Raw genomic sequence first — 18,317 nt, forward strand, 5'->3', positions numbered from 1 at the left:
GTGAAAACATGATCAGCGAATTGGTTGTATCAATATTATTGTTATTTGGTGGTACGTTTATTTTAATTGGCTCAATAGGCTTAATTAAACTACCTGACTTTTTTATGCGTTTGCATGGACCAACTAAAGCAACCACGTTGGGCATGGCGAGTATGTTAATTGCTGCTATGGTTTATTTTGCAAATTCAGGGCATGGCCTAAGTGTTAAAGAAATACTCATTACTATATTTTTACTAATTACGGCACCGATTAGTGGCTACATGTTAATAAAGTCTGCTATCCATCATAAGCTAAAAGCCAAAGAAGGCACTAAAGGCCTAGATAATGTAGAAGACGATTAGCATAAAAATATATTTATAAAAGGCCGAATAAATTTATTTTACTCGGCCTTTTTAATGATTGCTTGTACCCTTTACAATACAAATTATTCATGTGACCATAAGTCCATTATTTATATGAAAGGATATTATTATGGGTAAGGTACTACTTTTATCATTACTGATTTTTTCTAGTAGTTTGTATGCTGAACAAAATTCTAAGCAGCAAAAAATAGATGAACTCATTAATGTAATGAACATGGATGCAATGGTTGATTCTATGTACGGCCAGGTTGAAGGTATGATGAAAGGCATGTCAGACCAAATGGGCGTTAAGCCTTCTGAACAGGCTATTTTTGATAAATACTACGGCGACATGACAACGGTATTAAAAACCGAAATGAGCTGGGCTAAAATGCAGCCAATGATGATTAGCGTGTACGACAAACATTTTAGTGAGCAAGAAATTGCTGATATGTTAGCGTTTTATAAAACAGATACAGGGCAAAAAATACTTGAAAAAATGCCTGTTGTAATGCAAGAGTCTATGCAAATGTCACAAAGCTTAATGAAAGATGCTATACCAAAAATTCAAGATATAGCAGGCAAGCTAAGCGAAGAGCTAAAAGCCTCACGCGAGCATGCTAACTAGAGACTGCTGATATTTGCTGGTTAAATTTAACCTTTAAAGAACAATAGATTCAATACTTTTACCTCTCTTATTTAAGCGCTCTAGCCAGAGCGCTTTCACTTTTTCGCTAAATCAGTTTCAGTAAATTTAAATTATGCTTTAATGCTCCTCTCTATTGACCTGTGTGTTGCACATAGGTTTATTATTGATCTATTGAAATTCCACGGGGCTAAATTATGTATGTTAAACAACTCGCCAAGTTAATGGGCGTGACTGCCGATACTGTTCGTCATTACACACGTGTTGGGTTACTTAACCCAATACGCAGTGAAGAAAATGGCTATCAAGAATATACAAAGCAAGACCAGCAACGTTTAAAGTTTATTATTAGTGCGCGTCAACTTGGTTTTTCACTCAAAGATATTCAACACATTATAGGCGAGTCAGAGCAGGGGAATTGTCCTTGTCCGTTAACGCGAAAACTCATTACTAAACGCCTAGAAGAAACCGAAGCACTATTTCAAGAAACATTAAAATTACGAAACAGAATGCATGCAGCTCTGGCGCAATGGGATACATCAGCCGATGGTGCAAATGCCAGTGACGTATGTAGTTTAATAGAATCTTTTGTTGATCCAATAAACGATTCTGCAAATAAGGAGCAGCGTAATGACGACTAATACAAAAGACACCGCGCAAAACTTTATTATTGAAGGCGCTAATTGCGGCAGTTGTGTGGCTAAAATTGAAAAAGCCCTTAATAGCGTGCAAGGCGCGCAAAACGTGGAAATGAACTTTGCACAGCGTACAGTACGTGTAGAAGGTAAAGCCTGTGAAAGCACGCTTATTAAAGCAGTCGAAAACATTGGTTATTCAGCTAAGCCAATGAGTAATGAGTCTGATCAAGATGCACTTGATGAAAAAGCAAAGTCGGATGAGGCACATTATAAAAAGCTGATGCGTAATATGATATTAGCGTTAGGGGTCGGTGCGCCGTTAATGATATACGGGCTTATTTTTGACATGAGTGTGACCACCGACACACAACGAATAGCTTGGTTTTTAGTGGGTATAGTCACGCTTGTGGTTATGGCTATATCAGGTAAACAATTTTACAACGGTGCATGGCAGGCATTCAAAAACCATGCTGCTAATATGGATACATTAATAGCGCTTGGTACAGGTACTGCGTGGTTGTATTCAATGTTTGTGGTAATAGCACCAAACTTATTACCACAAGTTGCAAGGCACGTATATTTTGAAGCATCATCGATGATCATCGGTTTAATTAGTTTAGGGCTCGCTTTTGAAGTAAAAGCACGTGGGCGCACCTCACAAGCAATTAAACGCTTAATTGGCCTGCAACCAAAAACTGCACGCGTAATTCTCGATGGGCAAGAGCAAGACATCGACATTAGTGATGTTGTAAAAAATGATGAAGTACGCGTACGCCCGGGTGAAAAAATCCCTGTGGATGGCGATGTTATTGAAGGCAGCAGTACGGTTGATGAGTCAATGCTTACTGGTGAGCCAATGGCCGTCCGCAAAAAAGCGGGCGATAAAGTCGTTGCCGGAAGTATTAATAAAAGTGGCACTTTATTATTTAAAGCCACGCACATAGGTAGCGAAACCACACTTGCCAATATTATCAATATGGTAAAGCGTGCACAAAACTCTAAGCCATCAATAGGGCGCTTAGCCGATGTTATATCAGGAATATTTGTACCAACAGTGATGATTATTGCAGTAATTGCAGGCCTTGCATGGTTAAACTTTGGACCTGAGCCATCAATTACTTACGCCGTAGTTGCGGTAACCACCGTACTTATTATTGCGTGTCCTTGTGCGCTAGGACTCGCAACCCCTATGTCGGTTATGGTGGGGATTGGTAAAGCCGCTGAGTCAGGAATATTAATTCGAAATGGTGAGTCGCTGCAAACAACATCTAAAATCACCACCATGATTTTAGATAAAACAGGCACTATTACTCAAGGCACACCACAAGTTACCGATGTGGTTACGTTTAACAACAGTGATGAAAATACAGTAATGCAACTTGTTGCAAGCCTTGAAAGTAGCTCAGAGCATCCACTGGCCCAAGCAATTACGGGACATGCTAAAAAGCAGGGCTTAGCTTTAAGCAAAGTAGCCGACTTTAACGCAATTACAGGTAAAGGTGTCACTGGCAGTGTTGACGGGCAAACATTGTTGTTTGGCAATAAAGCGCTAATGGATAAATACGATGTAGCCGTTGATGATGCAACCGAGCAAGCTCAAGCACTTGCCAGTGATGCTAAAACGCCCATGTATTTTGTAAGCAATAATAAGCTCCACGCTATTATTGCTGTAGCGGATCCTATCAAAGAGGATTCAGTTGAAGCTATCAAACGCCTGCAAGATAAAGGTATCCACCTAGTTATGCTAACAGGTGACAACAAAGCCACTGCACAAGCCGTTGCTAAGCAAGTCGGTATTGATGACTTTATTGCAGAAGTAATGCCCGATGACAAAGTAAACGAAGTAACAAAGCGCCAAGCAAACGGTGAAATAGTGGGTATGACAGGTGACGGTATTAACGATGCTCCCGCACTTGCACAAGCCGACGTAGGATTTGCAATTGGTACAGGTACCGATGTTGCAATAGAAAGTGCAGACATTACCTTAATGCGTGGTTCATTACATGGTCTTGCTGATGCAATTGCAGTGAGTAATGCAACTATTTCAAATATTAAACAAAACCTATTTGGTGCCTTTATTTATAACGTGGCGGGTATTCCGATTGCAGCCGGCGTGTTGTATCCATTTTTTGGCATACTACTTAACCCTGTTGTTGCAGGTGCAGCTATGGCACTTTCATCGCTTACAGTGGTAAGTAACGCTAATCGCTTACGTTTTTTCAAACCAAATAAATCGTAATTTAAGCTAAGGAGTACATTATGTTGATGATTAATATAGGTGGTGCACTGTTAATAGCCGCAATTATTTATTGGTTTTGGCTATACAAACCAGAGCAAACACAAAGTGATGACAACAAAGAAACAATAGTCGTTGATAACGGTGTTTATAAGCCAGGACACATTAAAGTGGCAGCCAACAAAGAGGTTGTACTTACCTTTGATAGAAAAGACAGCGCGCCGTGCGCCGAAACAGTGGTATTTCCACAGCTTGATATAAGTAAAACGCTGGCAATGGGTGATGGCAATACGGTTAAACTACCTGCGCTTGAAGCCGGTGAGTATGACTTTCATTGCCAAATGCAAATGTATAAGGGCAAGCTAGTTGCAGAGTAATCTGAACTAAGTAGGTGTTGGGGTCGTATAGTTGCCTTATATAAGCTGTATAAATAGATGAGTAGGAGTCGTTATACTAAATGAATAAACTAAACCCTAAAAAATTATTGAATAGTAAATGGACCGCAACACCTGCTATAAATAAAGAAAAACACTTCATTATTGTTGAGGTGGAATTTGATGAAGATGGCAACGTAATTGAATGTATTACCGAGGCTGTTATGTCAAAAAATCAATATCCAATTAGTTGGCGAGATTTAAAAGATAACCAAAAGTGGCTACAAGGGTGGAAGTAGTTTAAATCTACATAATTTACCTCACTCCAATAGCGGCACATTTGCAGATAGCTGGCACACGATGTAGGTTTGCTTAACTCAAGCGAACCTATATTTTACGGCGCATTAAGTTATGAACTCAATGCTATAACTTAGCTCATATATCACATTCTTTCTGAGTAATTCGCCATTTGGCAACAAAACAGTTAATTTCAAAATATCCTTTCAAAATTTTTATAATAAATCTCAAAAATAATGTAACTGACTAATTATAAATGAATTAATTATTTAATAGTCGCGAACAAATCCTATGTTACTTCCATGTTCATATTCAGTTTATTTTGAAGACTAACCCAACCCCCCCTTTTTGGCTTTTTAGCAAAAGTGTGTCTTTTTAACTAAACCTAACCAATTGATTTATATCGGTTTATTATTCTTAGGTAAATGGCTGTTGCTAAATAGCAACAATAACACCTCCTCAAATTAAGCTTCTCTCGCTTTATATTGTTTAACTCATTGTTTTTAAATAATAAATAAAAAGTGGCACCGAAGTTGTAATACCTAGAGTGTATTAAGCAAAACGTGATGAAAGCCAAAGGCCTTAATCGCAACAACCCAATGAAGGAATACTATTATGAAAACATTTCAATCAACACTAGTACTAATGGCGCTAGCTTCTTCATCAGCGGCTTTTGCAGCAACAGATTTTGATACGCTAGACGTAGATGGTAATGGCGCAATCAGCCAAGCCGAAGCTTCAGTAGATGCTGAGCTTTTAAGCAAATTTGAAGAATTCGATACAAACCAAGATGGTGAGCTATCTGAAGATGAGTTTTCTAAGGCCTAAAATTAAAGCCTTAAGCAGTTAATGCTCTGTAATGTTATCTAAATTCTGAGTTGCCAAAGACAACCTAAGTAGGCAAGGGAGCCTACTAAAAAGAATAACCAGGAAGTGACTAGAGAGCACTATAGAGCAAATTTGTTTAGGACACCGCATACTTTTGAAGGATTAAATTATGAAAAAGCTACAATCAACATTTGTACTTATGGCTATTGTTTCTTCGTCAGTAGTATTTGCAAACACAGACTTTGAAACACTCGACGCAGACGACAACGCTTCAATTAGCCAAGCTGAAGAATCGGCGCAAGTGATAAAGCAATTTGACGAGCTAAATGTTCAAAGTAGCGGTGGTCCGACAGAAAATGATTTTTTTGAATATTAATTTATAAACACTTTACTCCTAAAGGATCTTTGAAAAGGACTTCTTACCTCTAATCAGGTCACCCCTAATCAGGCTCAAAGCCTAAGGAAACGATTATGAAAACATTACACAAAACTTTAGGGCGTATTGATCTTTGTGGATTGAAATTTGTTCAATCTAGGGGAGATTAAATCGCGGCGCGAGGTTTGTAACCTAGTGGGCTAAGTAAAAACCGAGCAACAAAGAGTTAATCGTCCCTAGAAAGAACCCAAAGGGCAGCGCATGTTTGGTATTTATGCTGCGTTATCGCCTATTTATGGGGAATAACCACACTACATAGGCTCTGCCTTGCCTAAAAACCAAACATACTGCTGCAAATTCACCCACCAAAGATCAACACTCCCTACCACTTGTAGCCCTTGCTTCTTCTTCAGCGGTGTTTGCTGCGGTAGATTTTGATTCTTTTGATACAGATGGCGACGGCGTAATTAGTAAAACAGAAGCCCAAGTAAACTCGCAACTAGTACAGCTTTTTGATCAATTAGATACAGATGGAAATGGCGAGTTATCTAAAGAAGAGTTTTCGAAGGTTCAGTGATAAGCTCTATGTAGAACCTTACCAGTCATACTCACAAAGCAGCTAAGTAATTAATACTTAGCTGCTTTTTTGTGCATTTAATTTAATATATTACTTTTTAGTCACCAAAGTGGTGCAAAACTTGAGTTTGAATATAATCAAGTTACTGATTATTAAGTTATTTTATTGTTGGTTTTAAACTTGCAAATCTATTTATAACTTAGGTTAATGAGTATTTAAAATGGCGCGAATGAGTTATATCAGTAGTGTTGAGCGCTACCACGAATATGAGCATGTAATACACAGTTTACTTGAATCTATTTTAATGAGTATTGAGGACGGATTAACCAAAGAGCGTGATACCCGCTATCTGATTAAGCAGTACCCATTTTTAGAATTACAATATTGTTTAAATGCAGAAGGTTTGCAGCAGGGTAATAATGTCTGCTTTAAACGGGCATATAGCAAAAAATTAGGTGAAAGTGGTAATCAACAAGATTTAAGCGAGCGACCCTATTTTTTGAACGCTAAAGCAAGTGATAAAGTGTGCTTTACTGATCCCTACATTTCTATAGCGACTAACCATTTATGTATATCGGCGATTAAAGAGCTAAAAAAACCAATTAATAATCAGCATTACTTGGTCGTTGATGTGAGCTTAACGCAGCTTATTGAATTTGTAATGGGTGATACTGCGCGCGCTAATATGTCGCCTTACTTCAAAGCGGGTTACGGTATTATTGTGGTGTGCTTATTTTGCTTAGTATTATTTTTACTAAATATCGTCTTTAGTGATATATACGCGCTATTAACTCATGTAGATACCTCATCAGACCCACTTGAGCCCTTTAGTATCATTATTTACATCACTTTGGCACTAGCAGTGTTTGATTTAGGTAAAACAATACTCGAAGAAGAAATCCTTATGCATAAGGATATTTTTAGGCACTCGTCTACGCGGCGCACTATTACACGGTTTATATCTACTGTGTTGATTGCTATATCAATTGAGGCGCTGTTAACTATGTTTAAAGCAGCGCTTGGGCAATCGGAATATTTAATGCCTGCCATAGCGATGATGCTGGCAGTGGTAGGGCTTTTAATTGCACTGGCTATTTATGTTTATTTAGGGGCAAAGGCCGAAACGCTATTAATGCGCGCTCGTTTAAAACAAAAATCCTCCAAGTAGGAGGATTTTTATATTACATAACTCTATTTAATAGCTATTTATTGCTTATCTTGCGCGCGTTTGGCTTTAAAGTCAGACTCGCTCGTCCACTTTGGCCAATCGCCATTATTTGCAAGCTGTGTGGCTATATCAACAATAAGATCTATATCTTGCTTAACACCACCTAACGACCAATCAGCTGAGTAGTCGTCTGCTTCTTTATGGTATTTATGCGCAATGTACTCAGGATCGGTATCACCCAGACTCATAAATAATAAACTAGGCACGCCTTGCTTAGAAAGCGAGAAATGATCTGATCTAAAAAACAAGCCATTTTGCGGGCGAGGATCCATTTTAACAAAACGGCCTTGTGATTTTGCAGCTTTTGCTAAATAGTTTTCCATTGTCGATAAATCTTTACCGTATTGTAAAATGTAGTCAGTGCCATCAAGCACGTTCATGCCATCAATATTTAATAGACCGACCATTTGTTTTGTAGGTACAACCGCACCCGATGCAAATTCTTCAGAGCCAATTAACCCCGTTTCTTCTGCTGTAAAGTTAGCAAAAATAATTGAGCGTTTAAATGGCTTTTGCTTGTTCTTTTTACTCATTATACGTGCTATTTCAAGCGTGGCTGCAGTGCCTGAAGCGTTATCGACCGCGCCGTTATAAATCTTAGGGCCGGTGTCAGTTTGTTTAGTACCAAAGTGGTCCCAGTGAGCGCTAATAACAACGTATTCGTCAGGTGATTCGCTTCCTGTAATTTGTGCAACTACATTATGTGATTTGGCATGTGACACTTCGTTTTTAAAGGCAAGGTTTGCTTTTAAGTTAAGTGGCGTCGCTTTAAAGTCATCACTTAATGCTGCTTGTTTTAAATCTTGGTAGTTAAGCTTTGCGGCGTTAAACATTTGCTCAGTCGCATCAAGTGTTAGCCAGCCCATAACCGGTAATTTAGACGCGTTTAAATTGTTATCCATTAACGTGTATTTAGTACCCGTGTTTGAACTTTCAACTACGCCCCAAGGATATGCCGCAGGTGCGGTTTCATGAACAATAAATACAGCCTTTGCACCTTGGCGAGCGGCTTCTTCATATTTATAAGTCCAACGACCATAGTAGGTCATTGCATTACCAGTAAAAAGGGCGTCGTTTTGAGTAGCAAAACCTGGATCGTTAACGAGCACAACCACTGTTTTACCCGTTACATCAATATTTTTATAGTCATTCCAGTTATATTCAGGGGCATTAATACCATAACCAACAAATACAATGTCAGAATTGCGTACATCAATTAATGGCTGAAGTTGCTCGGTACGTGCGGTAAAGTCTTTACCTGATTCAAAGCTCAAATCACCTACTTTTAACTGCATATCCTGATTAGCTGTCACCATTGCCATTTTTACAGGCTGTAAGTATTTACCTTTATAAGCACCGGTTAAACCCAGCGCTTTATATTGCTCGCTTAAGTAGCCTACTGTTTTCACTTCACCATGAGTTAGCGGGCCTCGGCCTTGAAAGTCATCAGAGGCTAGCGTTTTAATATGCTGTTTAATATTGCTAAGGCTTACACCGGCTGTATTTTCTAATGGGGTTTTCTCGCTTGTAGGCTCTGAGCAGCCAAAGAGTGCAACTAGCAAGCTTAGGCTAGCGCTTTTTAAAAGAGTAGATGCCATAGTCTTCATATTGTTATTTAATTAGGCTTTCAATATAAAGGAAGCACCGCAGCGATGTCGAATTTTTATAGAGAACTTTTCATTCAATTGCAGATTAACTATCAGTCATTAGTAAAAAACCAGCGCAAGCTGGTTCTTTTAACTTTAAGTAATAAATTATTACTTAAGCATCCGCTAATTTCACGCGGATCTTACTTTTATCAACAGTAGATTGGTTAAGTGCAGTAATTGCGCTTTTACTTTCTATGTCGTTTGGCATTTCTACAAAGGCAAAACCTTTAGATTGGCCAGTTTCTTTATCAAGTACCAAGTTACAGGTAGTCACTTTACCGTGCTCTGCAAATAAAGTACGAAGCTCATGCTCAGTGGTAGCACGAGACAAGTTACGAACTAATAGTTTCATAATGAACCTAAATAATTATGTCAGTACTAATTATCTCAAGTAACTCAGGTTTAACCTAATTTTATTTTAAAACAAATATAAATAAACACTCGATAGAAATAATTTTTTGTATCACTATGAAAAAAATAGATTTTATAATTAAATTTGAAATATCAGTAAATTGGTAATGTTAATTGGTAATTGAATTGTGGTTATTTGTACAATAAATTGGTAAATTCATATTTAATTAACTTGCTATTAACCACGGAACTAATTATGTCTAAATATACCCTTAAACCGTGCAATACAGTTACAGCTATACTTCTATCTTGTTTAGTTACTGGTTGTGGCAGCTCAGGCTCTGATCCTACGGTGCAAAATAATGAAGCGATTACTTCACAAACTCCTGCAACAATTGGTGGTAACACTCTAGGTGAAGTTATTAGCGATAGTAATGATGCAATAACAGGCTCGTTAACTATTACGGATCAACAATCAGATGAAGCTGCTTTTGCAGCACAAGAAAATAGCGCTACAAGCTATGGTTTTTTTAGCTTAAATGCTGGTGGAGATTGGTCATACACACTTGACGATTTAAACGCATCAATAACATCTTTAAGTGAAGGTGAAACACTACAAGATACAATAACAGTAAACTCTGTAGATGGTACTAGCGCACAAATTATCATAACAATTGTAGGTGCACCAATAGCTCAAGCTGATGGCTTTGAAAAAATATCACACGTTTTATTGCGATCAGATGGCGTTAATTCGGGGCTTGACGCATACACACTTATTGAAAATGCCTTCGGCGAAGGGTCAATTGAATCTCCAGACTTATACGCTGGCAATCATGAAAGTGTTGTCCATATTATTGAAGATACCGATACGATAATTGGTAACCATTTTGTCTTTTTAGCTCACCGAGATGATGACCAAGATAAAGACAAAGGCACAAGTGATAGACAACGTAACGAAATAAAAACCTACGATAAATCACCACAAAAAACACTGGCGTTTGAGGGCGAGACATTTCAATATAGCTGGAAATTTAAAGTAAGTAGCGAGCTTGAGCTTACGAGTAAATTTAGCCATTTTTTTCAAATAAAAGCCCGTAACGAGAGTAACGACAACACCAATGGTAATGACGATCAGCCTATTATCACGCTCTCAGGTGCGCAAAAAAATAGTATAGGTAATCAGCTACAGGTTCGATATAGCGCAGGGTTTGATGAAAACGGTAACAGTACGGGTCTTGATAAAAACCTCATTGAAACCGACTGGTCTTTAATTACAGATGAATGGGTTGAGGTATTTGTACAAGCTACATTTAGTGAAAGTGGTAAGTTTGATATGACGTTAACGCGCTTAAGCGATAATGCAGATATATTTACTATAAGCGAGCAAAACATAGATATGTGGCGCGGCTTTAGTGATGATGATTTTGCTCGTCCTAAGTGGGGAATATACCGCTCAATTGTTGAAACCGACAGCCTTCGCGCCGATGAAGAACGTGTTAGGTTTGCTGATTTTTCCATTACAAAAGGTAAGTTAGCGCAGTAAGCTATTTTATCAATTGGCATGAAAAAGCCGTTAATGATTATGCATCATTAACGGCTTTTTTAATTTTTTGAGAAAGTGATTATTTCACTTCTTTACCCGCTGCTTGTTGATCAGCATGGTAGCTTGAGCGTACAAACGGGCCAGAAGCCGCGTGAGTAAAGCCAATTTCGTCTGCATACGCTTTTAAGCCGTCAAACTCTACTGGTGGCACGTAGCGCTTAACCGGTAAGTGATGCTTAGAAGGTTGTAGGTATTGGCCTACAGTTAGCATGTCAACGTTGTGTGCACGTAAATCGCGAAGTACTTCTTCAATTTCGCTAATTTCTTCACCTAAACCAACCATTAAGCCTGATTTAGTTTTTACTTCTGGGTGAGCTTCTTTAAAGCGACGAAGTAATTCTAAAGACCACTTATAGTCAGCACCTGGACGAGCTAGTTTGTATAAACGTGGCGCAGTTTCAAGATTGTGGTTAAACACATCTGGTGGCGTCTCGATTAGTATCTCTAGTGCGCGGTCCATACGGCCACGAAAATCAGGTACTAAAATTTCGATAGTGATAGTTGGATTATGTTTACGAATTTCGCGAATACAATCAGCAAAATGCTGTGCACCACCATCACGTAAATCATCACGGTCAACCGAAGTGATTACAACGTAGCTTAGCTTCATATCTTTAATAGTAAGTGCTAGCTTTTCAGGTTCAGTGGCATCAGGTTTTAATGGGCGACCGTGAGCCACATCACAAAATGGGCAACGACGAGTACAAATAGCACCTAAAATCATAAAGGTAGCTGTACCGTGGTTAAAACATTCAGATAGGTTAGGGCACGAAGCCTCTTCACAGACTGAGTGTAAGCCATGCTTACGTAGCGCTTTTTTAATGCCGTCAATGCGATCGGTTGATTTAGGTAAGCGAATTTTTAACCATTCTGGCTTACGCAACATTTCAGTTTTTTCTGTAGGTAAAACTTTTACTGGGATCAACGCCATTTTTTCTGCGTCGCGTAGTTTTACACCTGGTTCCATTTTGACTGGTTTATTCATTCGTTTTCAAACCCTTCAGTATGCTTAACCTGTGTTGCATTAAGCTTCTTGATCATGTGTTTCACCAATCCTTCACCCGCACTTTCTAGGTTTTGAGGACCATTTAATTCTTTAGTTTGCACCATATTCATGCCCGCATAACCGCATGGGTTAATGCGTAAAAATGGACTTAGGTCCATGTTAACATTTAATGCTAAGCCATGAAACGAGCAGCCACGACGAACCCTTAACCCAAGGGATGCAATTTTGCTGTCGTTAACGTATACACCTGGTGCATCAGCTTTAGCATAAGCTTCAATGCCGTACTCGGCGAGTGATTCAATAATGCACTCTTCAAGCCACGTAACCAGTTCACGGACACCAATTTTTAAACGACGTAGATTAAATAATACATACATCATTTGCTGGCCAGGGCCGTGGTAAGTTACTTGCCCGCCACGGTCAACTTTAATCACCTCAATGTCGCCAGGAGCTAGTAAGTGTTCGTCCTTACCAGCCTGACCTTGGGTGAATACACTCTCGTGCTCTACAAGCCAAATTTCATCTGGCGTATTTTCATCACGGGTGTCGGTAAAGTCCTGCATTTTTTGCCAAATAGGCATATAACGCTGACGACCCAGTTGGCGTACGATCAAAGTGTTTTCGTTCACAACAAATCTCAACTATGGATTAAAGCATGTGGCGTACGTCATCAATATTGCTGATCACGTTGTAAATTTCTTCAATGTGTTTGCCACTAGTAACTGTTGCTACAAGGCTTACTGACTCGTAATTACCTTTGCTGCTTGGTTTTACTTTAGGGGCGTAATCGCCAGGTGCTATTGGTTGTAACTTAGCTAAAATTTGATCAGTTAAGTTTACGTTAGCTAAACCCATTATTCTGAATGTAAATGGGCAAGGGTACTCTAAGTACTCATCAAATTTTGTATCTTTAACAGGTTGAACCACGACGGTGACTCCTCAAACAAATAAAGTATTGGCTCTGAGCAAAATGCTAGGCGCTAAACTGAAAGGGTTATGACAATCTTGAGCTAATGCTGCTTTTTTTGGAGTGCCAAAAATAACAACTCAATATGATTGCTTTATATGGGGCGCATTCTAGCATTTTTCAAGCAAAAAAAAACGCCTCATAATAGAGGCGTCTCGTTTAACTTTCACAATAGCTGTGAGTTTATTTTTACGTCTACATTATTTGTAAACGTAAGTAGTCATAAATCTTACTAAAGAAGCTGCCTTCTTCCACTTCTTCAAGTGTTACTAGTGGGTATTGAGCAATGTCTTCACCCTCTAATTGTAAGAATAACGTACCTACTTTAGTGCCTTTAGCGAGTGGTGCTTCAAGCGTGTTATCTAGCTCAAAGTTAGCTTTAAGGTTTTTATGTTGACCACGTGGAATAGTAATTGGTGTATCTTCTAAAATACCTAAAGATACATTTTCTTTGTTACCCATCCAAATACGTTGCTCAGCAAAGCTATCGCCGGCCTTGTACGGGGTAATTGTTTCATAGAAACGAAAACCGTAGTTAAGTAGTTTTTTATTTTCCACTTTACGAGCACGTTCGCTTGAAGTGCCCATTACAACGGCAATTAAACGCATACCATTTTTAGTTGCTGAAGTGACTAAACTGTAGCCAGCTTCCGAGGTGTGGCCTGTTTTTATACCGTCTACGTCTAAGCTTTCATCCCATAATAGCGAGTTACGGTTATATTGCTTAATACCGTTATAAGTAAACGACTTTTGTTTATAAAGTGCGTATTCATCCGGTACGTCACGAATAAGTGCTGCGCCTAAGGTTGCCATATCGCGTGGAGTAGTATAATGCTCATTCGTATCAAGGCCGTGGCTATTGATAAAATGGCTGTTACTCATACCTAATTTAGTAGCATGTGCATTCATTAAATCAGCAAATGCGCTTTCACTTCCAGCAATATGTTCAGCCATTGCAACACAGGCATCATTACCAGATTGAATAATAATGCCGTGATTAAGCTGATCAACACTAATTTGCTTACCTACTTCAATAAACATCTTAGACGATTCTGGGAAGTTTTTAGCCCATGCTTTTTCACTCACAGTTACCATATCTGTTGGTGCAATATTGCCGGCTTTAATTTCAGTACCAATTACATAACTGGTCATCATCTTAGTTAAGCTTGCTGGGGCTAGCTGCGTATCAGCTTCACCTTGGGCAATTACTTTACCTGTTGTAAAGTCTACTAAAAAATAACCTTTTGCATTAACTTGAGGTGGTGCCGGGATAATTTGGGCGCTGGCTGAAAATACGGCGGCTGTACAAACTAAGCCGCATACACCTTTGAGGATTTTATGTTTAATAGATTTCATCATACTCATTAATGGTTAAAGTTAAAGATTCGCGTTACGCCATTTTATACCCAAACCACCCCAAGATGCGAGCATCCTGGGGTAGTTTGGGTATTAGTCTTACTGAGTGTAAAGCAAGAACGCGTTTTGAAATTGATTTTGTTTTAATTTTTTTAATACTTCGTCTGCATGAGGGGTATCTTTTATTGGCCCTAAATGCAGTCTGTAAATATCGTCTTTTTGCACGATATTTGTTGGTAATTTGTATTGCTCTCGCAATGTACTGGCAAGCGCTTCAATATTAGCAAGTGTACTACCTGCAGCTACCTGAATATAGGTTTGACGGGCAGTTGCGCCCGCAAGCTTAACGGCTTCTAGCTTAACCCTTGCTGTACCATGGGTGTAATAGCCTAGCTTGTAAGCGGCAGCGTACGAAAGATCAATTATTCTATCGTCATGAAATGGGCCGCGGTCGTTCACGCGCACGATTACTGATTTACCGTTCGCTGTATTGGTTACTTTAACAAAGCTAGGTAACGGCAGTGTTTTGTGCGCAGCAGTCATGGCAAACATATCGTAGGTTTCACCATTAGAGGTGTGATAACCATGAAATTTACGACCATACCAAGAGGCAATGCCTTCCTCAGAGTAGCCTGACTCATCAAGCATTGGCGAATAACTTTTACCAAGCACTGTATATGGACGACTTGCACTGGCGCTTTTAGTAACATCAGTGATTATTGCGTCTTGCATTTCAAGTGCAGTTGGGGCTCTAAGTGGTGCTGAATCATGGCGCATATGGTAGCGGTTACTTGAACTACTACATGCACTTAAGGTGAGTATTAAAAAAACAGTTATTAGAACACGCAAAGTGAATTTCATTATTTTAAAAGCATCCTTTTATCTGTCGCTATTGACATAATAATGCCAAAGCCAGCCATGAGCGTCACCATCGATGTTCCTCCATAACTGATTAGAGGCAAAGGAACTCCTACAACAGGCAATAACCCTGATACCATACCTATGTTTACAAATACATAAACAAAAAATGTCAGAGTGAGTGCACCTGCCAGTAATTTACCAAATGCATCTTGCGCATTAACGGCAATGTACAAGCCTCGGCCAATAATAAATAAGTACAGGCTAAGTAAAACACATACGCCGAATAAGCCAAACTCTTCGCTTAAAACCGAAAATATAAAATCAGTATGACGCTCTGGTAAAAATTCTAATTGCGATTGTGTACCAAGCAGCCAGCCTTTGCCTTCAACACCACCAGAGCCTATTGCTATTTTTGACTGAATAATATGGTAACCGGAACCAAGCGGATCGCTTTCGGGGTCTAAAAAAGTAAGTACACGTTGTTTTTGGTAGTCGTGCATACCATAGTGCCAAAATGGCCATGCAGCAAGCGCAACAACAGAACTTAAAAAGCCGATTAAGCGCCAGCTTAAACCGGATAAAAACAACACAAATATACCCGAACTCGCAATAAGTATAGAAGTACCTAAATCGGGCTGTTCTTTAATTAATAATGTCGGAAGCATTACAATCATAAAGCCAATAATTAAATGCAGTGGGCGGGGTGGTAAGTGGTTTCTGCCTATGTACCAAGCCACCATCATTGGGACGGCTAGCTTCATTAGTTCTGATGGTTGAAAGCGAGTGATCCCCAAGTTTAACCAGCGTTGAGCGCCTTTTGAGCTGACCCCAAATAAAAGTACACCCACCAGCATGAGTAAGCCAACACAGTAAAGTGGGATAACTAAACGTTTAAGTGTTGCTGGAGAAAATTGGGCTAGAATAATCATGCCTATAACGGCTCCGCCCATGCGAGTCATATGGCGGATCATCATTGCTGTATCTTGCCCGCTTGCACTATATACAACGGTAATACTGCCAATCATCATGATAAGCAAAGCGATGAGTAATGGTAGGTCTAGATGCATTCGCATCCATATGGATCGTTTATCGTGTAAAATGGTCATTATTTTATATTCCCTGCAAGTTCAACAGGATTAGCTGCAAAATAGTAGTCCATTAATTGACGAGCAATTGGCGCACCTACCGAGCTTCCGCCCCCAGTGTTTTCTACAACGATAGAGAGCACAATTTGTGGGTTGTTATAAGGTGCAAAACCAACATAAATGGCATTATCACGCTGACGCTCTTTTAATGATTTAGCGTCGTAACGTTCGCCTTGGGCAATGCTAACTACTTGCGCAGTACCTGTTTTACCCGCCGGATCGTAGCTTACACCTTTAAAAGCTTTGTGTGCGGTACCTGTTACTTTTTTTACCGTGTTATGCATTGCATCAATTGCAATGCGCCAGTTATCAGGGTTTTTAAGTATTACCGGCGGTTTTTCATCACCGTTAATTTGCGTTACTTGATCTTCTTTTTTTGCAACTTGGGCTAAATGCGGTGGATGATTAATCCCTTTATTAACAAGAATATTCGTTGCGTTAGCAATTTGAATCGGGGTTGCCGTCCAATAGCCTTGTCCAATACCTACAGAAATAGTATCACCTCGCCACCATGATTCCTTAAAGCGGCCTTCTTTCCATTCTTTTGAAGGTAAAATTGCAGTGGTTTCTTCATGAATATCAATACCGGATAAATCACCAAAGCCAAATCGCGCCATAAAATCGCTTATTTTAGTAATACCTAAGCGATAAGCTGCATCATAAAAATAAGTATCGCACGACTCTTCAATCGCTTTATATACATCAACATGGCCATGACCCCAGCGTTTCCAATCGCGCCATTTATGTTCCACATTTGGTATTTCAAAAAAGCCAGGATCCCAAATAGAAGTGCTTTCACTTACAATATTTTCTTCAAGGGCTAAAATTGCCATGTGAGGTTTAACAGTCGAAGCTGGCGCGTAACGACCTTGTGTTGCTCGGTTAATTAGCGGGCGATCTTGGTTAAGCAATGCTTTGTAGTTTTTGCTACTTATACCATGTACGAATAAATTTGGATCGTAGCTTGGATTTGAATAAAGTGCGAGTACGCCACCATCTTTTGCATCCATAACGACGATAGCGCCGCGCATATCCTTAAGCGCATGTTGTGCTATTTGCTGTAGCCCAATATCAAGCGTAAGTACAATATCACTACCAGGCTTAGGTTGGATCATACTGAGTGTGCGAATAACGCGGCCGCGATTATTTACTTCTACGCGCTGGGAGCCTACTTCACCGTGTAATAATTGTTCATAATATTTTTCTATGCCTAATTTTCCAATATCGTATGTGGCTCGATAATTGGTTGCTTGACCTTCTTGATCTAGTTTATTAAGTTCTTTTTTATTAAGCTTTGCCACATAACCGAGTGCATGGGTTAGGGTATCGCCAAAGGGGTAGTAGCGGGCTAGGCGTGCTTCAATACTAAAGCCTGGGAATTTATGTTGATTTACAGAAAACTTAGCGACTTCAGTTTCGTTTAAGCGTGCTTTAAGAATTTGCGATTTGAAACGCCGAGTGTGTTTAATATCTTTTAAAAAATCGTCTTTCTCTTGCTCACTAATAGTAATTATTTTACTGACTTGATCGAGCGATTCGGTTAAATCGTTTACATCTTCGGGAATGACTTCAAGATTGTAAACTGGTTTGTTTTCAGCAAGGAGTACACCGTTACGGTCGTAAATTAAACCACGGTTGGGTGCAATAGGAATAACTTTAATACGGTTGTCATTAGAGCGGGTTTGGTAATCTTGGTGGTTCTCTACTTGAATTTTATATAGGTTTGACAGCAAAATAGCCACCATAGCTAATACAAAAACAAAACCCACAAATGCTCGCCTAGCAAATAAATTTGCTTCTGCGGAGTGGTCACGAATAGTGGGTCTATGTTTTAGCAT

Annotated in this window: 20 protein-coding genes; 11 read left to right on the forward strand and 9 right to left on the reverse strand. The window is 39.3% G+C overall.

Translation table 11 applies throughout. The features are described from left to right. Positions 1-8: 8 nt before the first annotated feature. The 10 genes from P20495_RS15305 (at position 9) to P20495_RS15260 (ending at position 7,481) form a co-directional block, all read left to right on the forward strand. Complete coding sequence (locus P20495_RS15305; RefSeq protein ID WP_008134634.1) at positions 9-341, forward strand: Na+/H+ antiporter subunit G; 333 nt, start codon at positions 9-11, stop codon at positions 339-341. Between the two features lie 130 nt (positions 342-471). Further along, positions 472-969, forward strand: coding sequence for a DUF2059 domain-containing protein (locus tag P20495_RS15300; protein WP_007378491.1), 498 nt, complete (start codon positions 472-474; stop codon positions 967-969). A gap of 215 nt (positions 970-1,184) precedes the next feature. After that, positions 1,185-1,628, forward strand: coding sequence for a MerR family transcriptional regulator (locus tag P20495_RS15295; RefSeq protein WP_008134635.1), 444 nt, complete (start codon positions 1,185-1,187; stop codon positions 1,626-1,628). After that, positions 1,618-3,864, forward strand: a complete 2,247-nt coding sequence (locus P20495_RS15290; RefSeq protein WP_008134636.1) for a heavy metal translocating P-type ATPase — start codon at positions 1,618-1,620, stop codon at positions 3,862-3,864. The genes P20495_RS15295 and P20495_RS15290 overlap by 11 nt, the downstream gene beginning before the upstream one ends. Positions 3,865-3,884: 20 nt before the next feature. Next, positions 3,885-4,238, forward strand: a complete 354-nt coding sequence (locus P20495_RS15285; protein ID WP_008134637.1) for a cupredoxin domain-containing protein — start codon at positions 3,885-3,887, stop codon at positions 4,236-4,238. 80 nt (positions 4,239-4,318) lie between these two features. Beyond that, positions 4,319-4,534, forward strand: coding sequence for a TIGR02450 family Trp-rich protein (locus P20495_RS15280; RefSeq protein WP_002958506.1), 216 nt, complete (start codon positions 4,319-4,321; stop codon positions 4,532-4,534). 613 nt (positions 4,535-5,147) lie between these two features. Further along, entirely contained in the window at positions 5,148-5,360 is a 213-nt protein-coding gene (locus tag P20495_RS15275) for an EF-hand domain-containing protein (RefSeq protein ID WP_008134638.1), read from the forward strand. A 169-nt stretch (positions 5,361-5,529) separates the two neighbouring features. Next, positions 5,530-5,736 carry a hypothetical protein gene (locus P20495_RS15270; RefSeq protein WP_008134640.1) on the forward strand — a complete coding sequence of 69 codons (207 nt, stop codon included), beginning with the start codon at positions 5,530-5,532 and terminating at the stop codon, positions 5,734-5,736. A 415-nt stretch (positions 5,737-6,151) separates the two neighbouring features. Then, the gene (locus tag P20495_RS22425) at positions 6,152-6,313 is read left to right on the forward strand and encodes an EF-hand domain-containing protein (RefSeq protein ID WP_008134641.1); all 162 of its coding nucleotides are present in this window, start codon (positions 6,152-6,154) and stop codon (positions 6,311-6,313) included. Between the two features lie 220 nt (positions 6,314-6,533). Then, positions 6,534-7,481 (forward strand): PDC sensor domain-containing protein, encoded by a 948-nt coding sequence (locus tag P20495_RS15260; RefSeq protein WP_033015247.1) that lies wholly within the window; start codon positions 6,534-6,536, stop codon positions 7,479-7,481. A gap of 38 nt (positions 7,482-7,519) precedes the next feature. On the opposite strand, the gene P20495_RS15255 is transcribed toward P20495_RS15260, so the two are convergent. Together P20495_RS15255 and P20495_RS15250 are read right to left on the reverse strand one after the other, a co-directional pair. Further along, positions 7,520-9,139: a M28 family metallopeptidase gene (locus P20495_RS15255; protein ID WP_008134643.1), complete on the reverse strand. Its 1,620-nt coding sequence runs from the start codon at positions 9,137-9,139 to the stop codon at positions 7,520-7,522. A 163-nt stretch (positions 9,140-9,302) separates the two neighbouring features. Then, complete coding sequence (locus tag P20495_RS15250; protein ID WP_002958513.1) at positions 9,303-9,542, reverse strand: RNA-binding protein; 240 nt, start codon at positions 9,540-9,542, stop codon at positions 9,303-9,305. A 255-nt stretch (positions 9,543-9,797) separates the two neighbouring features. Here P20495_RS15250 and P20495_RS15245 point away from each other — a divergent pair, with 255 nt between their 5' ends. Continuing rightward, positions 9,798-11,084 (forward strand): VCBS domain-containing protein, encoded by a 1,287-nt coding sequence (locus P20495_RS15245; RefSeq protein ID WP_008134644.1) that lies wholly within the window; start codon positions 9,798-9,800, stop codon positions 11,082-11,084. A gap of 79 nt (positions 11,085-11,163) precedes the next feature. Here the strand turns inward: P20495_RS15245 and lipA are convergent, their stop codons facing one another. From lipA to mrdA, 7 genes are all read right to left on the reverse strand, one after another. Beyond that, entirely contained in the window at positions 11,164-12,129 is a 966-nt protein-coding gene (gene lipA, locus P20495_RS15240; RefSeq protein ID WP_002958515.1) for a lipoyl synthase, read from the reverse strand. Further along, a complete protein-coding gene (gene lipB, locus P20495_RS15235; protein WP_033015251.1) occupies positions 12,126-12,779 on the reverse strand; it encodes a lipoyl(octanoyl) transferase LipB in 654 nt (217 codons plus the stop codon). Before lipB ends, lipA begins: the two co-directional genes overlap by 4 nt. Before the next feature lie 19 nt (positions 12,780-12,798). Continuing rightward, the gene (gene ybeD, locus P20495_RS15230; protein ID WP_002958517.1) at positions 12,799-13,077 is read right to left on the reverse strand and encodes a DUF493 family protein YbeD; all 279 of its coding nucleotides are present in this window, start codon (positions 13,075-13,077) and stop codon (positions 12,799-12,801) included. A 235-nt stretch (positions 13,078-13,312) separates the two neighbouring features. Beyond that, positions 13,313-14,473, reverse strand: a complete 1,161-nt coding sequence (locus tag P20495_RS15225) for a serine hydrolase (RefSeq protein WP_007378250.1) — start codon at positions 14,471-14,473, stop codon at positions 13,313-13,315. Positions 14,474-14,572: 99 nt separating this feature from the next. Then, on the reverse strand, positions 14,573-15,334 hold the full coding sequence (locus P20495_RS15220; protein ID WP_008134647.1) for a septal ring lytic transglycosylase RlpA family protein: 762 nt from the start codon (positions 15,332-15,334) through the stop codon (positions 14,573-14,575). After that, positions 15,334-16,440: a rod shape-determining protein RodA gene (gene rodA / locus P20495_RS15215; protein WP_033015254.1), complete on the reverse strand. Its 1,107-nt coding sequence runs from the start codon at positions 16,438-16,440 to the stop codon at positions 15,334-15,336. Before rodA ends, P20495_RS15220 begins: the two co-directional genes overlap by 1 nt. Continuing rightward, entirely contained in the window at positions 16,440-18,317 is a 1,878-nt protein-coding gene (mrdA, locus tag P20495_RS15210; RefSeq protein WP_033015257.1) for a penicillin-binding protein 2, read from the reverse strand. Before mrdA ends, rodA begins: the two co-directional genes overlap by 1 nt.

It is taken from the genome of Pseudoalteromonas sp. BSi20495 (assembly GCF_000241185.1).
Lineage (GTDB): Bacteria > Pseudomonadota > Gammaproteobacteria > Enterobacterales > Alteromonadaceae > Pseudoalteromonas > Pseudoalteromonas fuliginea.

What these genes read in the sequence shown, in the direction of transcription:
- P20495_RS15250 (WP_002958513.1), bottom strand. Translation starts at nt 9,542, where the DNA reads ATGAAACTATTAGTTCGTAACTTGTCTCGTGCTACCACTGAGCATGAG.
- P20495_RS15305 (WP_008134634.1), top strand. Translation starts at nt 9, where the DNA reads ATGATCAGCGAATTGGTTGTATCAATATTATTGTTATTTGGTGGTACG.
- P20495_RS15275 (WP_008134638.1), top strand. Translation starts at nt 5,148, where the DNA reads ATGAAAACATTTCAATCAACACTAGTACTAATGGCGCTAGCTTCTTCA.
- P20495_RS15280 (WP_002958506.1), top strand. Translation starts at nt 4,319, where the DNA reads ATGAATAAACTAAACCCTAAAAAATTATTGAATAGTAAATGGACCGCA.
- P20495_RS15295 (WP_008134635.1), top strand. Translation starts at nt 1,185, where the DNA reads ATGTATGTTAAACAACTCGCCAAGTTAATGGGCGTGACTGCCGATACT.
- lipA (WP_002958515.1), bottom strand. Translation starts at nt 12,129, where the DNA reads ATGAATAAACCAGTCAAAATGGAACCAGGTGTAAAACTACGCGACGCA.
- P20495_RS15255 (WP_008134643.1), bottom strand. Translation starts at nt 9,139, where the DNA reads ATGGCATCTACTCTTTTAAAAAGCGCTAGCCTAAGCTTGCTAGTTGCA.
- P20495_RS15260 (WP_033015247.1), top strand. Translation starts at nt 6,534, where the DNA reads ATGGCGCGAATGAGTTATATCAGTAGTGTTGAGCGCTACCACGAATAT.
- P20495_RS15290 (WP_008134636.1), top strand. Translation starts at nt 1,618, where the DNA reads ATGACGACTAATACAAAAGACACCGCGCAAAACTTTATTATTGAAGGC.
- P20495_RS15285 (WP_008134637.1), top strand. Translation starts at nt 3,885, where the DNA reads ATGTTGATGATTAATATAGGTGGTGCACTGTTAATAGCCGCAATTATT.
- mrdA (WP_033015257.1), bottom strand. Translation starts at nt 18,317, where the DNA reads ATGCTAAAACATAGACCCACTATTCGTGACCACTCCGCAGAAGCAAAT.
- rodA (WP_033015254.1), bottom strand. Translation starts at nt 16,440, where the DNA reads ATGACCATTTTACACGATAAACGATCCATATGGATGCGAATGCATCTA.
- P20495_RS15225 (WP_007378250.1), bottom strand. Translation starts at nt 14,473, where the DNA reads ATGAAATCTATTAAACATAAAATCCTCAAAGGTGTATGCGGCTTAGTT.
- P20495_RS15245 (WP_008134644.1), top strand. Translation starts at nt 9,798, where the DNA reads ATGTCTAAATATACCCTTAAACCGTGCAATACAGTTACAGCTATACTT.
- P20495_RS15300 (WP_007378491.1), top strand. Translation starts at nt 472, where the DNA reads ATGGGTAAGGTACTACTTTTATCATTACTGATTTTTTCTAGTAGTTTG.
- P20495_RS15220 (WP_008134647.1), bottom strand. Translation starts at nt 15,334, where the DNA reads ATGAAATTCACTTTGCGTGTTCTAATAACTGTTTTTTTAATACTCACC.
- P20495_RS15270 (WP_008134640.1), top strand. Translation starts at nt 5,530, where the DNA reads ATGAAAAAGCTACAATCAACATTTGTACTTATGGCTATTGTTTCTTCG.